Origin of the sequence: Streptomyces sp. NPDC001668 (assembly GCF_042893155.1) — a bacterium.
Classification (GTDB): Bacteria; Actinomycetota; Actinomycetes; order Streptomycetales; family Streptomycetaceae; genus Streptomyces.
This window is the reverse complement of sequence record NZ_JBIAUQ010000021.1, coordinates 23,851-38,646: the sequence shown is the minus strand read 5'-3', so window position 1 is coordinate 38,646 and position 14,796 is coordinate 23,851. Positions and strand designations below refer to the sequence as shown.

At 72.9% G+C, this 14,796-nt stretch carries 11 protein-coding genes; 6 read left to right on the top strand and 5 right to left on the bottom strand.

Annotated elements, in window-relative coordinates; translation table 11 throughout:
- Window positions 1-284 precede the first annotated feature (284 nt).
- Complete coding sequence (locus ACFYZ8_RS40705) at window positions 285-2,558, top strand: BTAD domain-containing putative transcriptional regulator (protein ID WP_388541336.1); 2,274 nt, start codon at window positions 285-287, stop codon at window positions 2,556-2,558.
- Here ACFYZ8_RS40705 and mqnP read toward each other — a convergent pair.
- Both mqnP and ACFYZ8_RS40695 read right to left on the bottom strand, forming a co-directional pair.
- Window positions 2,548-3,450 carry a menaquinone biosynthesis prenyltransferase MqnP gene (gene mqnP / locus ACFYZ8_RS40700; protein ID WP_359032359.1) on the bottom strand — a complete coding sequence of 301 codons (903 nt, stop codon included), beginning with the start codon at window positions 3,448-3,450 and terminating at the stop codon, window positions 2,548-2,550. The two genes, ACFYZ8_RS40705 and mqnP, sit on opposite strands and share 11 nt — an antisense overlap.
- Entirely contained in the window at window positions 3,447-4,904 is a 1,458-nt protein-coding gene (locus tag ACFYZ8_RS40695; protein WP_388541333.1) for a menaquinone biosynthesis decarboxylase, read from the bottom strand. The genes mqnP and ACFYZ8_RS40695 overlap by 4 nt, the downstream gene beginning before the upstream one ends.
- Window positions 4,905-5,157: 253 nt before the next feature.
- On the opposite strand from ACFYZ8_RS40695, the gene ACFYZ8_RS40690 reads away from it, so the two are divergent.
- On the top strand, window positions 5,158-5,547 hold the full coding sequence (locus ACFYZ8_RS40690; protein ID WP_359032361.1) for a PLD nuclease N-terminal domain-containing protein: 390 nt from the start codon (window positions 5,158-5,160) through the stop codon (window positions 5,545-5,547).
- A gap of 103 nt (window positions 5,548-5,650) precedes the next feature.
- Complete coding sequence (locus ACFYZ8_RS40685) at window positions 5,651-7,042, top strand: purine-cytosine permease family protein (RefSeq protein WP_388541330.1); 1,392 nt, start codon at window positions 5,651-5,653, stop codon at window positions 7,040-7,042.
- Between the two features lie 4 nt (window positions 7,043-7,046).
- On the opposite strand, the gene ACFYZ8_RS40680 is transcribed toward ACFYZ8_RS40685, so the two are convergent.
- The 3 genes from ACFYZ8_RS40680 to ACFYZ8_RS40670 all read right to left on the bottom strand — a co-directional run bounded on the left by ACFYZ8_RS40680 (window position 7,047) and on the right by ACFYZ8_RS40670 (window position 9,593).
- Window positions 7,047-7,862 carry a hypothetical protein gene (locus tag ACFYZ8_RS40680; protein WP_388541328.1) on the bottom strand — a complete coding sequence of 272 codons (816 nt, stop codon included), beginning with the start codon at window positions 7,860-7,862 and terminating at the stop codon, window positions 7,047-7,049.
- Between the two features lie 287 nt (window positions 7,863-8,149).
- Window positions 8,150-9,127 carry a 2-oxoglutarate and iron-dependent oxygenase domain-containing protein gene (locus ACFYZ8_RS40675; RefSeq protein ID WP_359032365.1) on the bottom strand — a complete coding sequence of 326 codons (978 nt, stop codon included), beginning with the start codon at window positions 9,125-9,127 and terminating at the stop codon, window positions 8,150-8,152.
- The gene (locus tag ACFYZ8_RS40670; protein WP_359032366.1) at window positions 9,108-9,593 is read right to left on the bottom strand and encodes a nucleoside deaminase; all 486 of its coding nucleotides are present in this window, start codon (window positions 9,591-9,593) and stop codon (window positions 9,108-9,110) included. The genes ACFYZ8_RS40675 and ACFYZ8_RS40670 overlap by 20 nt, the downstream gene beginning before the upstream one ends.
- Before the next feature lie 92 nt (window positions 9,594-9,685).
- Between ACFYZ8_RS40670 and ACFYZ8_RS40665 the strand changes: the two genes are divergently transcribed.
- From ACFYZ8_RS40665 to ACFYZ8_RS40655, 3 genes are all read left to right on the top strand, one after another.
- Window positions 9,686-10,948 (top strand): PucR family transcriptional regulator, encoded by a 1,263-nt coding sequence (locus ACFYZ8_RS40665; RefSeq protein WP_388541324.1) that lies wholly within the window; start codon window positions 9,686-9,688, stop codon window positions 10,946-10,948.
- A 145-nt stretch (window positions 10,949-11,093) separates the two neighbouring features.
- The gene (locus tag ACFYZ8_RS40660) at window positions 11,094-13,223 is read left to right on the top strand and encodes a hypothetical protein (RefSeq protein WP_388541514.1); all 2,130 of its coding nucleotides are present in this window, start codon (window positions 11,094-11,096) and stop codon (window positions 13,221-13,223) included.
- Window positions 13,223-14,785: a hypothetical protein gene (locus ACFYZ8_RS40655; RefSeq protein WP_388541321.1), complete on the top strand. Its 1,563-nt coding sequence runs from the start codon at window positions 13,223-13,225 to the stop codon at window positions 14,783-14,785. The genes ACFYZ8_RS40660 and ACFYZ8_RS40655 overlap by 1 nt, the downstream gene beginning before the upstream one ends.
- Window positions 14,786-14,796: the final 11 nt, after the last annotated feature.

The window sequence follows — 14,796 nt, the reverse complement described above, 5'->3', positions numbered from 1 at the left end:
CTGTAGAGAGACCTGCGGTGGGACCGGAGCACTCCCGCTCGCGCCGCGGGCGGGTGCCCGGCCGGAACCACTGTCGGGCCGGGCGCCGCAACAGGAGCGCAGAGCCGGTGCAGTCCTGGTGCAGTGGCGGTGCAGTGACGGCTGGTTCTGGGGTTGCTCGTTCGGCTCACGGGCCCCGATCCTGGACAGCGGCGGGCTGCTGCCCCTGGACGCCCGGTGGACCGCCGGGCAGACCGCCGACGGACAGCATCAGGGGACACACGGGGGACATTTCGGGGGGAAATGTGGAATTCCGTCTGCTCGGTCCTGTGGAGGTCTGGGTCGCGGGCCGGTCCTTGGCGCCGTTCGCGCGGAAGCCGGCCGCGCTGCTGACGGCCGGACTGCTCGACGCCGGACGCGTGGTGTCGGCCGACCGGCTGATCGACGCCGTGTGGGGCGAGAGCCCCCCGGACACGGCCGCCAAGCTGGTGCAGAGCTATGTGTCCCGGCTCAGGCGGGTACTGCACCGGCCGGACCGCCCCGAGGTGATCGTGACCCGGCCCGGCGGATACCTCTTCCTGGCCGGGCAGGACGGACTCGATGTGCGCCGCTTCCAGGAACTGCTGGAACGCGGCCGTGCGGAGGCGGGCAGGGGCGAGCACGCGACCGCCGCGAACACCCTGGAGACGGCGCTCGGCCTCTGGCACGGTCCCGCGCTGGGCGGCCCGGCGACCTCGACGCTCCAGCTGGAGGCGGCCCGGCTGGAGGAGATGCGGCTCACCGCCGTCGAGGAGATGCTCGACGCCCGGCTGGCGGCGGGCGGCGGGGCCGAGCTGGTCGGCGAGCTGACCCGGCTCGTGGCCGGACAGCCGCTGCGGGAGCGGCCGCGCGGCCTGCTCATGGCGGCCCTGCACCGCTGTGGGCGCCGGGCGGAGGCCCTGCGGGTGTACCGGGACGGCCACCGGGTGCTCCGCAGGGAACTGGGCATCGAGCCGAGCCACGCGTTACGGGACCTGCACGCGCGGCTGCTGACCGGTGACGCCGGGGCCGCCGGACACACCGGGGCCGCCGGGGCTTCCGAGGACCGGAAGGGGACAGGGACGAGCAGAGACCGTCCCGCTGCGGCGCCGACCGGCCGCAGCGCCCGTTCCACCGCGGCTCCGACCAGCCGCGGTGCCCGTCCCGCTGCGGCTCCGGCTCCCGTCCGCGCCACCCCGCCGTTACGATCCGCGCCACCCCCGCCGGTACGCGGCGGACGACGGGGCGGAAGACCCGGCCCGCCGACGCCCGCGCAGCTCCCCGCCCCTCCTCGCCTGTTGACCGGCCGCGACGCCGAGGCGGACCAGCTCGTGTCCGCCCTGCTGGACACCGGCCCCGACACCGGCCCGCGCCTGTGCGTCGTCCACGGCATGCCGGGTGTCGGCAAGTCCGCGCTCACCCTGGACGTGGCCAACCGGCTGGCGGCGGCCTTCCCGGACGGGCAGTTGTACGCCGAGCTGTGCGGCGCGGATCCCGCCCAGGCGGCGACGCCGGGCAGGGTCCTCGGCGGTTTCCTCCGCGCCCTGGGCGTACGGCCCGCCCGCCTCCCCTCGTCCACGGCGGAACGCGCCGCCGCGTATCGCAGTCTCCTGGCCGGCCGGCGTGTCCTCGTCGTCCTGGACGACGCCGTCGCGGAGCACCAGGTCCGGCCGCTCCTCCCGGGCGCCGGTGGCGGCGCGGTGCTGGTCAGCAGCCGCCGCACCCTGCCCGGCCTCGACGCGACGGCCCGCGTCGGTCTGGAGGTGCTCGACCAGGAGCAGACGCTCCGGCTGCTCGGCCGGCTGGTGGGCCGCGACCGGCTGGCCGCCGAGGTCACCGCCGCCGGCGAGATCGCCCGGTGGTCCGGCGGCCTGCCGCTCGCCCTCCAGGCCGTGGGGTCCCGGCTCCGCGGCGACGACCGGTGGCGGCTGCGGACCGTCGCCGACCGGCTCCGCGACGAGAGCCGGCGGCTGGACGGGCTGGCCTGCGGGGATCTGGACGTCCGCGCCAGGTTCGAGCCCGGTCACCGGGCCCTGCGGGAGCGGGAACGCCGTGCCCTCCATCTCCTGGGCATCCTGGACCTGCCCGATTTCGCACCCTGGGTGGCCGCGCCCCTGCTGGGCGTGGACCTGCCGTCCGCCCAGCACCTGGTCGAACGGCTCGCGGAGGCGCGGCTGCTGGAGCCGCTCGGCGTGGACGGGGCGGGGCAGACCAGATACCGGTTCCACGACCTGGTACGGCTGTACGCGCGGGAGCGCGCCGAGCAGGAGGTGCCCCCCGAGCAGCGCCGAGCGGCGGTGTCACGGCTGCTGCGCGCCTGGCTGGCGCTGGTCTGCCGCGCCGGTGCCATCGAGGCCGGCGGCACCGTGCACCTCAAGCCCCGGGCGGCGCGCGACGCGGCCGACCCCGCGCTCGCGGCGATGCTGCTCGACCGGCCGGGGCCCCGGCTCACGTCCGGACACACCGCGCTGGTGGCCGCGGCGGGCCGGGCCGCCGCCGGGCCCGGCCTCGACGAGCGGGCGGACGACCGGGCGATGGCGCTCGCCCGTCCTACAGCGTGAGTCCCCGCACCAGCAGATCCAGCAGCGCACAGACGAACAACGCGATCCCGATGAACCCGTTCACACTGAAGAACGCCCGGTTCAGCCGGGACAGATCATGCGGCCGCACGATCGAGTGCTCGTACACGAACGCCCCCGCGACGATCATCAGCCCCACCCAGAAGAACCCGCCCGCCTCCGTGGCGACCGCGTACCAGACCAGCAGCCCCATGGTCAGCGCGTGGCACACCCGCGCCCCCCGGATCGCCGCCGGGACGCCGAACCGGGCCGGCACCGACAGGACGCCGATCTCCCGGTCCGTCTCCACGTCCTGGCAGGCGTAGATCAGGTCGAACCCGCCGATCCAGATGCCGACGGCGAGGCCGAGAATGACCGCGTCCCAGGACCACTCCCCGGTGATCGCGAGCCAGCCGCCGACCGGCCCCATGGCCTGGGCGAGACCGAGGATGGCCTGCGGGAAGTTCGTGAACCGCTTGCCGTACGGGTAGACCACCATCGGGATCACCGCGATGGGAGCCAGCGCCAGGCACAGCGGGTTCAGCAGCGCCGCCGAGCCGAGGAAGACGACGACCGCGACCAGCGCCCCGGTCCAGGCGTGCTTCACGGACATCGCGCCGGTGACCAGCTCCCGCTGCGCCGTCCGGGGATTGCGCGCGTCGATCTCCCGGTCGATGATCCGGTTGACGGCCATCGCGAAGGTCCGCAGGCCGACCATGCAGATCGTCACCAGGAGCAGCCGCCCCCAGTGGATGTTCCGGTCCCACTCGAACATCGCGGTCAGCGCGGCGATGTACGCGAAGGGCAGCGCGAAGACCGAGTGCTCGATCATCACCAGCCGCAGAAAGGCTTTCGTGCGTCCCGGTTGCGGGAAGGCCGCGGAAGCGCTGCTCACAGTCCGTACTCCTTCCACCGGCGGTCGACCTTCGCCGCCGTCTCCGGGTCGGACAGCACCATCTCGGGCCAGCCGCCGTCCCGTGTGTAGCCCTCCTCGGGCCACTTCTTCGTGGCGTCGATGCCCGCCTTGCCGCCCCAGAACTGCTGGTAGGAGGCGTGGTCGAGGTGGTCGACCGGTCCCTCGACGACGGAGAGGTCACGGGCGTAGTCCGTGTTGCCGAGGGCCCGCCACGCGACCTCGTGCAGATCGTGGACGTCGCAGTCGGCGTCGACGACCACGATCAGCTTGGTCAGGGACATCATGTGTGCCCCCCACACGGCGTGCATCACCTTCTGCGCGTGCTTCGGGTACTTCTTGTCGATCGAGACGATCGCGCAGTTGTGGAAGCCGCCCGCCTCGGGCAGGTGGTAGTCCACGATGTCCGGGACGATGATCTTCAGCAGGGGGAGGAAGAAGCGCTCCGTGGCACGGCCCAGCGGTCCGTCCTCCGTCGGGGGGCGGCCCACGACGATCGACTGGAGCAGCGGCCGCTTCCGCATGGTCACGCAGTCGATCTTCAGCGCCGGGAACGGCTCCTGCGGGGTGTAGAACCCGGTGTGGTCCCCGAAGGGTCCCTCCGGCAGCATCTCGCCCGGCTCCAGCCAGCCCTCGATGACGACCTCGGCCTGCGCGGGGACCTGGAGCGGGACCGTCTTGCAGTCCACCATCTCGATGCGCTTGCCCGCGATGAACCCGGCGAAGAGGTACTCGTCGATGTCGCCGGGGAGCGGGGCCGTGGAGGCGTAGGTGACGGCGGGCGGGCAGCCGAAGGCGATCGCGACCGGGAGACGCTCGCCCCTCCTCGCCGCGACCTGGTAGTGGTTGCGGCTGTCCTTGTGGATCTGCCAGTGCATGCCGATCGTGCGCTTGTCGTGGCGCTGGAGGCGGTACAGCCCGAGGTTGCGGATCCCGGTCTCCGGGTCCTTGGTGTGGGTCAGGCCCAGGTTGAAGAAGGACCCGCCGTCCTGCGGCCAGGTGAACAGGGCGGGCAGCCGGTCGAGGTCCACGTCGTCGCCGGTGAGGACGACCTCCTGCACCGGGGCGTGGTCCGACTTCACCTTCTTCGGCGGTACGTGCGTCATCGCGCCGAGCTTCCCGAAGGCCTCGCGCACGCCCACGAAGCCCTGCGGCAGTTCGGGACGCAGCAGCCCGCCGATCTTCTCGGAGATGTCGCCGTACGACTTCAGGCCGAGGGCCTTCAGCAGCCGCCGGTCGGTCCCGAAGACGTTCATGGCGAGCGGCATCGCGGAGCCGCGCACGTTCTCGAAGAGCAGCGCGGGCCCACCCGCCTTCTGCACCCGGTCGACGATCTCCCCGACCTCCAGATACGGGTCGACCTCGGCCTTGATCCGCTTGAGGTCTCCCTCGCGTTCCAGTGCCCTGAGCAGGGAGCGAAGATCGTCGTAAGCCATGCCCCCCAGTATCGCCGAGTCGGCCGAAGCCCCGACGCCCGCCCCACCCACCCACCCTCCCGCGCTCAGCTCCGGGCCCGCTCCAGCTCCGACTCCCGTCGCCGCAGCCGGTCTCCGGCCAGGCCTGTGGCCAGGAGCGCGCCGCCGGCCGTGGAGTCCGCCTTGCCGTGGGTACTTTGCCAAGCCGCTACCCTGACCCCGTCAGGGGCCCGTCACAGGCTCCACACAACGTTCCCTGGGGGGCCAAAAGCACATGTTCCGGCTGCTGATGTACCTGATCCCGCTGGCGCTGACGATCTACGCGTTCATCGACTGCCTCAACACCCCCGAGGACGAGGCCAAGCACCTTCCCAAGATCGCCTGGGTCTTCATCATCCTGCTGTTCTGGATCGTCGGCCCGATCGCCTGGCTGGCCGCGGGCAAGCTGCGCACCCCGCCGGCGAACGGCCGCACCCCCTCCGAGTGGCACCGCAACCACCGCATGGAGTACGTCGCTCCCGACGACAACCCCGAGTTCCTGAACTCCCTCAAGGCCGAGCAGAAGAAGGACGAGGCCCTGCTGAAGGACTGGGAGGCGGACCTGCGCCGCCGCGAGGAGGAGCTCAGGCGCCGGGAGCAGGGGGAGGGCCCGAAGGACAGCTGACCGGCGAGGCCGTACAGCCGTACAGCTTGTACGCCGCCGAGGTCCCCGAAGCGGACATTGCGCCCCTGGGCGGGGCCCGGCGGGAGCCGGACACTTACCTCGCATGACGACAGCTCCCGCCGACTCCGCCGGCACCCTCGCTCCCGCATACGGTGACAAGGTCATCGCCGTCGAGGCGGCGGGCTCGGAACCCATCCCCGAGTCCGAACGCCACGGCAGCCCGCTCCAGCTGCTGTGGACCTGGGCCTCCCCCAACATCGAGTTCGCGACCGTGTTCATCGGGGTGATCGCGGTCCTCTTCTTCGGCCTGAGCTTCTGGCAGGCCACGGCCGCCATCGTGCTCGGCACCGCCCTCGGCGCGATCACCCAGGGCGTGCTGTCCCTGGACGGGCCCCGGTTCGGGGTGCCGCAGATGGTGATCGGCCGCCTGTCCTTCGGGCACCGCGGCAACATCCTGCCCGCGGCGGCCAACGGCCTGGTGGCGGGCGTCGGCTGGTTCGCGGTCAACAGCGTGAGCGCGGCCTTCGCGCTCAACACCCTGACCGGGCTGCGGCCGTTGCCGTCGCTCCTGCTCGTGGTGGCCGCCGAGATCCTGATCGGCTTCATCGGCCACAACTTCGTCCACGTCTTCGAGAAGTACGCCTTCCCCGCCCTCGCGGTGATCTTCCTGCTGGCCGGGGTGTGGACCTTCAAGGACGCCCACCTCGGCGGGGGCGGCACGGGCGGCGGCGTCGGCGGTTTCCTGCTCGCGTTCAGCGCGGCCTGGGGATACGCGGCGGGCTGGAACCCGTACGCCACGGACTACTCGCGCTATCTCCCCCGTACCGCGAACAGGTTCAGGACGATCCTCTACCCGGCGCTCGGGCTGTTCCTGTCGGTCGCGGTGGTCGCGGTGATCGGCGCGGCCTCGGCGACGATCGTGTCCCCGAAGGACGCCACCCCGACGGCCGCCTTCACGGGGCACCTCCCGGGCTGGCTCGGCGACCTGGTCCTGCTCGCGATCATCCTGGGCGCGGTCTCGGCGAACGCCCTCAACGTGTACTCCGGCGCCATCTCGATCGCCTCCTTCGGCCTGAACCTCCCCGCCTGGCTGAGCCGGAGCGTGCTGGTCGTGGTGTCCGGGGTCGCGGGCACGGCGGCGGCGTGGGCCTCGCTCTCCGACGCGGGGGCCGCCTACGAGGCGTTCCTGCTGGTGATCGCGTACTGGGTGGCGCCCTGGCTGGGTGTGGTCCTGGTGGAGCGGTGGCTCCGGACTCGAGTGCCCCAGGAGCAGCTCGCCGCCCGCCTGACCGACCGCACCTTCACCAACTGGCCCGGACTGGCGGCCCTGTTGATCGGCGTGGCGGTCTCGGTCCCGCTCTTCTCCAACCAGGAGGACTACGTGGGCTATGTACCGGAGCACTGGCCGTCGTTCGGGGACATCACTCCCGTGGTCGGCTTCGCGGTGAGCGCGGTGCTGTACGCGGCGCTGCGCAGGCGGGCGCCGGTGCGGTGACGGCTCAGCCCTCCTTCGCCGGGTCGCTCCCGTACAGGGCGGAGGCCGTCACCGCCTGTCGGGCACCGCAGGTCTTCTGTTCGGCGGCCGGGGCGGTCCACAGGGGGACCAGGCCGGCGTCGGAGGACATGCGCAGGTAGTGGCAGACGCCGTTGATGCGCAGGGCGGCGACGTACACGTCGTCGGCGGCGGCCCTGCCGGAGAGCGCGGTCACCGTGTCCCTGGCGGAGACCAGCCCCCTGCCCTCCAGGAACTCCGTGGCGCCCTTGGGGGTGTGGTCGTAGCCGCCGGCCGACACCTCGCGGTAGTCGCTCGCGGTGTCGGGCTGTCGCGCGAGCAGCCCGCCCAACTGGGCGGCGACGCTGCCGGGCCGGCCGTCGGATCGGGTGGCCGGGCAGGTGATGGTGGTCCGCTGCACGCTGGAGGCGCCGCGGGCGAAGGCAACGCGGTAGCAGCGGACCGGGTAGGCGTCGGCGTCGACGGTGGCGGTCCCGGCCGGCGGTACGAGGCCCAGCATCACCTCGGCCGTGTGGGTCAGGCCCGCGGACCGGACGCTCAGCAGCGCCCCGCCGTGCGCCTCGACCTGGGCGACCAGCGTGCCCTCGGTGAACTGCCCGCCGTAGGTGCCGCCGCCCGAGTGGAAGCCGGCGTCGAGGTCCTGGCGCAGGTCCTGGGCGATCGCGGCGGCCTGCGCGTCGACGGCCGAGGTGTCCGGCGGGGTGAGGCGTTGGCAGAGCAGGGTGCCGCCGGCCCCGGCGGCCGCGGCGACGAGCACGACGACCGCGGACAGCAGCCCCCGCACACCGGTGCGCATGGTCATGGCGGCGGACTCTACCCTCCCCGACTGGCCGCCTTTCCAGGGACCTTGCTGGTCCGGCGGAGCCGAGGCGCCGGCGCCTCCCCCGTGGCACCGGCGCCCCGCCGGGGGTGACGGCCAGGACGTGGCTTCCGAAGGCCGTACCGAGTGCGGCGAGCGTGATCGCGGTGCGCCGCGGGGACGCGCCGGGCATAACCGCCTCCCCCGTGACGGCCGTTCATGTGCGCTTCCGTCTCCTCACGTACGTGAGGGGTCGGCTCCCGTACGGAGTTTTCGGCGCGGTCGGCCGCTCAGCCGACCGTGATCGAGTCCAGCTTCGCCCGCAGGTACACATGGGAGTCGACGGGTTCGTGCGCCACGCGGCCGACCGGTGCCGGGACGGACTCGACGGTCGTGCCCGGGGTGCACTCGCCGAAGTAGACGAGGGACATCAGCTCCTCGGCGGGCGCGTCCGCCGGTGGCGGCAGCACCCGGTGGCGTCCGGACCGCCAGCGGTCACCGGTCCAACGGGCCATCAGGTCCCCGATGTTGATGGTGAAGGCGTCGGGGTCGAAGGGCGCGTCCTCCCAGCCGCCCTCGTCGGTGAAGACCTGGAGCCCGCCCTTGCCAGCCTGCCGGTCGAGGATGGTGACCGTGCCGAAGTCGGTGTGCGGGCCGATGCGGAACTGGCCCGGTTGCGGCTCCCCGGTCACCTCGGTCCCCGGATACCAGTTGATGTTGAAGCCGTACGTGGGATGGTCCATGTGCCGGGAGAAGAAGTCGGGTTCGAGCCCGAGGGCCTCGCCGAGCAGGGACAGCAGCTGCTTCTCCAGCTCGCCCATCCGCTCCAGGTACTCCTCGCACAGCGTCCTGAGCTCGGGCACCTCGGCGGGCCAGACGTTCGGCGCGTACCACTCCGCGTTGACGACCGGGTCCGCGAAGGGCTCGTGGGTGGCGAAGGTCAGCGACTCCTTGAGGTCCGGGGGTGTCTCGGTGCCCTCCGAGTAGCCGTTGGCCTCGGCGCCGGGACCGAGCCAGCCGCGGCCGCCGACCTTCGCCTCGTACGGCTGCTTCGTCTCCGTCGGCAGCCGGAAGAAGGACCGCGCCGCCTCCCGGATGCCCGAGCGCAGGCCGGGATCGACGCCGTGCCCCGTGACCAGGAAGAACCCGGCGGTCTGGAGGGCCTCGTCGAGGGTGCGGGCGATGGCGGCCCGTGCCTCGGGGCCGCCGTCCGTCCAGGGGCGCAGATCGATGGTGGGGATGCGGGGCTTACTCACCGATGTCCTCATTCCACAGTGCCGGGTTCTTCTCGATGAAGTCGGTCATCATCCGGACGCACTCGGGGTCGTCGAGCAGCACGATCTCCACCCCGTGCTCGGCCAGCCAGTCGTGCCCGCCGTGAAAGGTGGCGGCCTCCCCGATCACCACGCGCGAGATACCGAACTGGCGGACAAGCCCTGAGCAGTACCAGCACGGGGAGAGGGTGGTCACCATGGTCGTGCCACGGTACGACCGCTGCCGTCCCGCGGCCCGGAAGGCGTCCGTCTCGCCGTGCACCGAGGGGTCGCCGTCCTGGACGCGCCGGTTGTGGCCGCGCCCGAGAAGGGTGCCGTCGGCGCCGTAGAGCGCGGCCCCGATCGGGATGCCGCCCTCGGCGAGCCCGGCGCGGGCCTCCTCGACGGCGGTGGCGAGCCACGTGCGTGCCGTCACCCGATCCAGGGGGTCCAAGGCTTCCAAGGGGTCCAGAGGGTCCATGTCCTCACTCTCCTGTGGCCGAAACACGAGGGCAACGTGCGGAAAGTACTCTCCGGGCAGCCCACATCCGGACGAACTGTCGGGAGGCGCGCATGCCCGCACTCACCCTTCGCGAGATCCTCGCCCTCGATCCCGTCCGCGCCGCCGAGCCCGAACTGCTGGCCGGACACACCGCCCTGGACCGCCCGGTGCGCTGGGTCCACTCCAGCGAGGTCTACGAGGGCGCCAACTTCCTGGACGGCGGCGAGCTGCTGCTCACCAACGGGTTCGGGCTGACCGACCCCGACGAGGAGACCCGCCGCCGCTACGTCCGCGAGCTGGCGGCCCGGGGCGCCGCCGGGCTCGCCGTGGAGGTCGGCCGCTCCCTGCCGGCCATGCCGGCCGAGGTGGTCGACGAGGCCCGCCGCCGGGAGCTGCCCCTGCTGGCGATGCACCGGGTGGTGCCCTTCGTACGGATCACGGAGGCCGCCAACCGGGCGATCGTGGCCCGCGGCCTGTCGGGCCGTGCGGTCGTACGGCCGTGGGGCGACGACCATACGGCGGCCCTGCTCGCCGACCTGGCCGACCGGGCGGCGCTGAACCAGCCGGAGGTGGAGGCGCGGGCCGCGCTCGCCGGCTTCCACCCCGGGCCCGGCGCCCGACTGCTCGGGGTGTCCCTGCACGGCACACGGGAGGTCGGCACGGTCGACCGGGCGGTACGGCTGCTCGGCGGCGCGGGAGTGCTGCGGGCCGCGTTCCCGGGGGACGTCCTGGCGCTGCTGTCCCTGCCGGGAGCGCGCCCCGGTGACCCCGTGAAGGCGGTGCAGGACGCCTTCCGCGCGGCCGCCGCCCCCGGCCTCACGGTGGCGGTGGGCCACGCCGTGTCCGCCACCGACGGCGGCTGGCTGCGCTGGAGCGACACCCTGCGGGCGGCCCGCACGACCCTGGAGCTGGCGCTGACCGTGCCGCCCGCGGAGCCGGGAGTGCCGGACGGCCCCCTGGTGACCTCGTCGAGGGCGCTGGCACTGGAGCGGGAGCTGACGCGCGGCGGGGTGGACGCCAACCGCGACCGCCTGGCAGCCGTGGTCCAGCACGCCCTCGGTCCCCTCCTCGCCTGGGAGGCGGCCCACCCGAGCGACCTCGTGCGCACCCTGGAGGTCCACCTCCGCAACGGCTGCTCCCCGACCCGCACAGCCGCCCTGCTCCACATCGGCCGCCAGTCCCTCTACCAGCGCCTGGAGCGCATCGAGACGTTGCTGGGCCTGGAGATAGACGACCCCGACCTGCTGGGAGAACTCCTCACGGCGACCTGCGCCCACCGGCTGGTACGGGGGACGGGAGCCGTCGTGCGGGGCGGGCTGCGGACGGTGGCCTAGCGAAGGGTGACGAGGCCCCGCCACATGTCCACAGGACAGTGGACCCGGTATCGACATTTTCGTAACCCAACGGACATCACGCGATCTAGTCCGAACCAACTCCCCCTCCTTACCCTGGGATTGATACACAGCGCGCATGGGGGGAATGCGGGTGCACAGACAGCTGCACGGGCGCGGGGCGCTGTTCGACACGGATCCGGCGGGGCTCGCACCACGGCTCGTGGGGCTGCGGCCGCACCAGCACCGGGCGACCGCGTTCGAGCATCCGCAGGAACTGCCCTTCGTCGTGCTCACCGGCAGCCGCGGCCGGGGCAAGAGCGCGGTGCTCGGCGAGTTGCGGGAGGCCTACAAAGGGCACACCCCGGTCGCCCTGATCGACTGCGAGACCGCCGAGTTCGCGGCGCCGCCCGCGGGCCGGGACGCCGAGGCCTGGTCCCCGGTGTCGCAGGCACTGCTGGTGATCGCCGAGCAGCTCGCGGAGCCGGTGACCGGCGCGGGCCGGATCATCTTCCCGCGGCTGATGTCGGGCCTGGTCGCGGTCGCCGCCGGCGGCTGGCGGGACGCCGACTCCGAGCGCATCCGGCGCGAGGTCGAGCGGATCCTGCTGCTCAACGAGAGCGGGTCGTGGATCGCCGGATTCGCGGGGCGCTGGGCCGGGCGGGTCGCCGCCAACGTGGCGGCCGCGGCCACCGGGACCGGCCCGCTGCTCTCCTCCGCCATCGAGGCGACCCTGGAGTCCATCTCCGACAGCTTCGTGCACCGGCGGCAGCAGCGGGCGGCCACCTGGTGGCGGGACTACCCCAACGCCAGCCGCAACGCCCGGCGCGGACTCATGCTGCTGTCCGGGCACTTCAGGGCCGGCGGCACCTCCCGCGACCACGCCGAGCGCCATCTGGTCCGCGCCCTGCTCGCCGACCTCACCGACGCCTACACCGGCATGCTGCCGCGTATGCAGCGCCTCGGCCGCCCGCTCGTCCTCGTCGACAACGCGCAGTCCGCGCCAGGGCCCGGCCTCACCGACCCGGTCCTGCGCGACCGCTCCGAGGGCATCGCCGACCAGGTCGTCTTCATCACCGCGCTGCGCGGCGAGAGCCGGCCCGCCCTGCGCAACGCCGTACGGCACACCCTCCCCGAGGTCGCCCGGCGCACCGACTGGACGCCCGACCCCGCGTCGCCGTCCTCCCGGGCGCTGCTGGTCTCCCTGCCTCCGCTGAGCGCCGACGACACCCTGCACATCGTCGACGAGCACCCGGTGCCGCCCCAACTCCCGCACGCGATCCACCGGTTGACCGGCGGCAACCCGCTGGGCACCGTGCTGCTCACCGAGTCCGCCGCGCAGAACGGCACAGCGTCCCTCGGGGAGTTGCTCACCTCGGACGTACGGCTGCACGAGGACCGCGACGGCCGGCCCGCCTACGTCGAACTCCTCGACCGGCTGGTGCCCGCCGAGCGCCTCGAGGAACTCACCGTGCTGGCCGCCGCCCACGACCACGACTCCGCCACCGCGCTGGCCGAGGCCCTGCTGCCCGACGACTTCGGCCCGGCGGACGTACGGGCCCTGCAGACCCGGCTGGTCCAGGAGGGACTGCCGGAGGTGCCGGGCCGGTTCGTCGGCGACCCCTTCGTACGGACCCTGCTGCTGCTCCGGCTGCACCACCGCTCCGCCGACCACGGCCGCTGGCGGGAGGCGCACGAGACGCTGATCGCGCACTACGCGCCGCCCCCGGACGCCTCAGACGATGCGGGCGCCCGCTATCGCCTCCACCACGAACTCGCCCTCGGCGCCACCGAGTCGGCCGTCGCCCACCTGCGCGACACCTTCACCATCCTGGACACCCGCACCTGGCTGCGCACCCTGCGGTTCGTCGCCTCGGCGCCCTACTTCCACGCGCACGACGCCGAGGGCCACGACTTCGACGCCCGCGACGACCGGCGCGCGGCGATCGCGCTCGGCCACACCGACGCCGTACAGCGGATGCCGGACTCCCTGGTCGACGCGGACCCCGCACTGCATCTGCGGATACGACGGCTGCTGCACGCGGTGTGGCAGCTGACCGACCCGCTCGCGCTGCCCGATCCGAAGGTGTGCGACCGGCTGCGCTTCGAACTGGAGCAGCTGTCCAACCTGCGCCCGGCCGGCAACGCGCTGCTGTGGCGGGCCTCCCGGGACTGGCCCGAGGACGCGCTCGCGGGGCGGCCCCTGCGCGTCCCGGACGACGAGGACGACGGCGACGGCGACAGCGACGGCGACGGCGACGGCGAGGGGGAGGCGTGATGGCCGGCAGAGGCTTCGGTACATGGCTGCGGGAGGGCGTGTGGGAGATCCCGTTGCGCCGGTACCTCGCGATCGTGCTCGGCGTGGCGGTGACGGCGGCCCTGGTCCTCGGCGTGCGCGCCCTCGCCCACGACGACCGTTCCTGCGCGGCCGGGGTGGTCAGACCCGAGGGCGGCGACGAGTGCGTGGGCGTCTCGGCGACCGCCTACGACTGGGGCCGGGCCCCGCTCAGGCAGGTGGCCCGGGCGATCGACCGCGAGAACAGGTCCATCAAGGGCCCCTACGTCACCGTCGCCCTCCTGGAACCCTTCACCTCGACCGACGCCGACAACCTCGGTGACGTCCTGCACGAGATGCAGGGCGCGTATCTCGCGCAGTACCAGGCCAACCACCAGTCCAACGGGACCGTCCCGGCGATCCGGCTGGTGCTCGCCAACCCCGGTGCCACCGGCGCCCACTGGGAGCACACCGTGGACCAGCTGGTGGGCATGACCGGCGGGAAGGACAGGCTGCGGGCGGTCGCCGGGGTCGGGCTGAGCACCGCCAACAACAAGCGGGCCGTCGCCAAGCTCACCGCGCGCGGCATCGCCGTCATCGGCACCTCCATCACCGCCGACAACCTCGCCAACGGGCAGAACGGCAAGGATCCCTTCCCCGGGCTCGCCCGGGTCGCCCCGACCAACACCGACGAGGCCCGCGCGCTCACCTCCTTCGCCCAGGTCGCGGCCGACAAGGCGGTCCTGGTCTACGACCAGAAGGCGGACGACCCGGACAACGGCGACCCCTACTCCCTCACCCTCCAGCGCTCCTTCGAGAAGCTGCTCAAGGGTTCGCCGTACGCCCCCTGGTCGTTCAACCCGCCCGACGACCGCACCCTGGAGGGCTCCACCGCCAACGACTTCGAGCAGATCACCCACCTGGTCTGCGACACGGACGCCGGCACCGACACCATCCTGTTCGCCGGACGCCACACCCAGCTGCGGCAGTTCATCAACGCGCTGGGCGAACGCGGCTGCCAGAAGCGCAAGTTCACCCTGCTCACCGGCGACGAGGCGTCCTACCTCACCGGCGACAAGGACCTGAACCGGGACGCCCTGAACCGCAACCTCACCGTCCGCTACACCGCCCTCGCCCACCCGGACGCGTGGACCGAGTCCCCGCCCGCGACCGGGGGTTCGACGGCGGACGCGAAGGTCCTCCAGGACCTGGTCCTGGCCGGCCAGGGCGACAAGGTGGGCCCGATCGGCACCGTCGACCTGGAGGACGGCCAGCTGATCATCGCCTACGACGCGATGCGGCTGACGTACCAGGGCATCCGGTTCGCCAAGGGCAGCAAGGACATCCCGACCCTCGAAGAGGTCCGCAACGAGTGGCGGCTCATCAAGGGCACCCAGCAGCGGGTCAACGGCGCGAGCGGCTGGATCTGCCTCGACAACCACGGCAACCCGTACGACAAGGCCGTACCGATCGTGGAACTGACCCCGCAGGGCACCGCCCGCTTCGTGAAGATCGCCTGGCCGGAGGGAAAGCCGCCGGCGAAGGAATGCCTGCCGCCGTCGTAGCGAGCCGTGCC

Excerpts from the sequence above, each read along its gene's own strand:
- ACFYZ8_RS40695 (WP_388541333.1), bottom strand. The coding sequence starts at position 4,904 with ATGGCTTACGACGATCTTCGCTCCCTGCTCAGGGCACTGGAACGCGAG.
- ACFYZ8_RS40690 (WP_359032361.1), top strand. The coding sequence starts at position 5,158 with ATGTTCCGGCTGCTGATGTACCTGATCCCGCTGGCGCTGACGATCTAC.
- ACFYZ8_RS40685 (WP_388541330.1), top strand. The coding sequence starts at position 5,651 with ATGACGACAGCTCCCGCCGACTCCGCCGGCACCCTCGCTCCCGCATAC.
- ACFYZ8_RS40680 (WP_388541328.1), bottom strand. The coding sequence starts at position 7,862 with ATGACCATGCGCACCGGTGTGCGGGGGCTGCTGTCCGCGGTCGTCGTG.
- ACFYZ8_RS40675 (WP_359032365.1), bottom strand. The coding sequence starts at position 9,127 with ATGAGGACATCGGTGAGTAAGCCCCGCATCCCCACCATCGATCTGCGC.
- ACFYZ8_RS40670 (WP_359032366.1), bottom strand. The coding sequence starts at position 9,593 with ATGGACCCTCTGGACCCCTTGGAAGCCTTGGACCCCCTGGATCGGGTG.
- ACFYZ8_RS40665 (WP_388541324.1), top strand. The coding sequence starts at position 9,686 with ATGCCCGCACTCACCCTTCGCGAGATCCTCGCCCTCGATCCCGTCCGC.
- ACFYZ8_RS40660 (WP_388541514.1), top strand. The coding sequence starts at position 11,094 with ATGCGGGTGCACAGACAGCTGCACGGGCGCGGGGCGCTGTTCGACACG.
- ACFYZ8_RS40655 (WP_388541321.1), top strand. The coding sequence starts at position 13,223 with ATGGCCGGCAGAGGCTTCGGTACATGGCTGCGGGAGGGCGTGTGGGAG.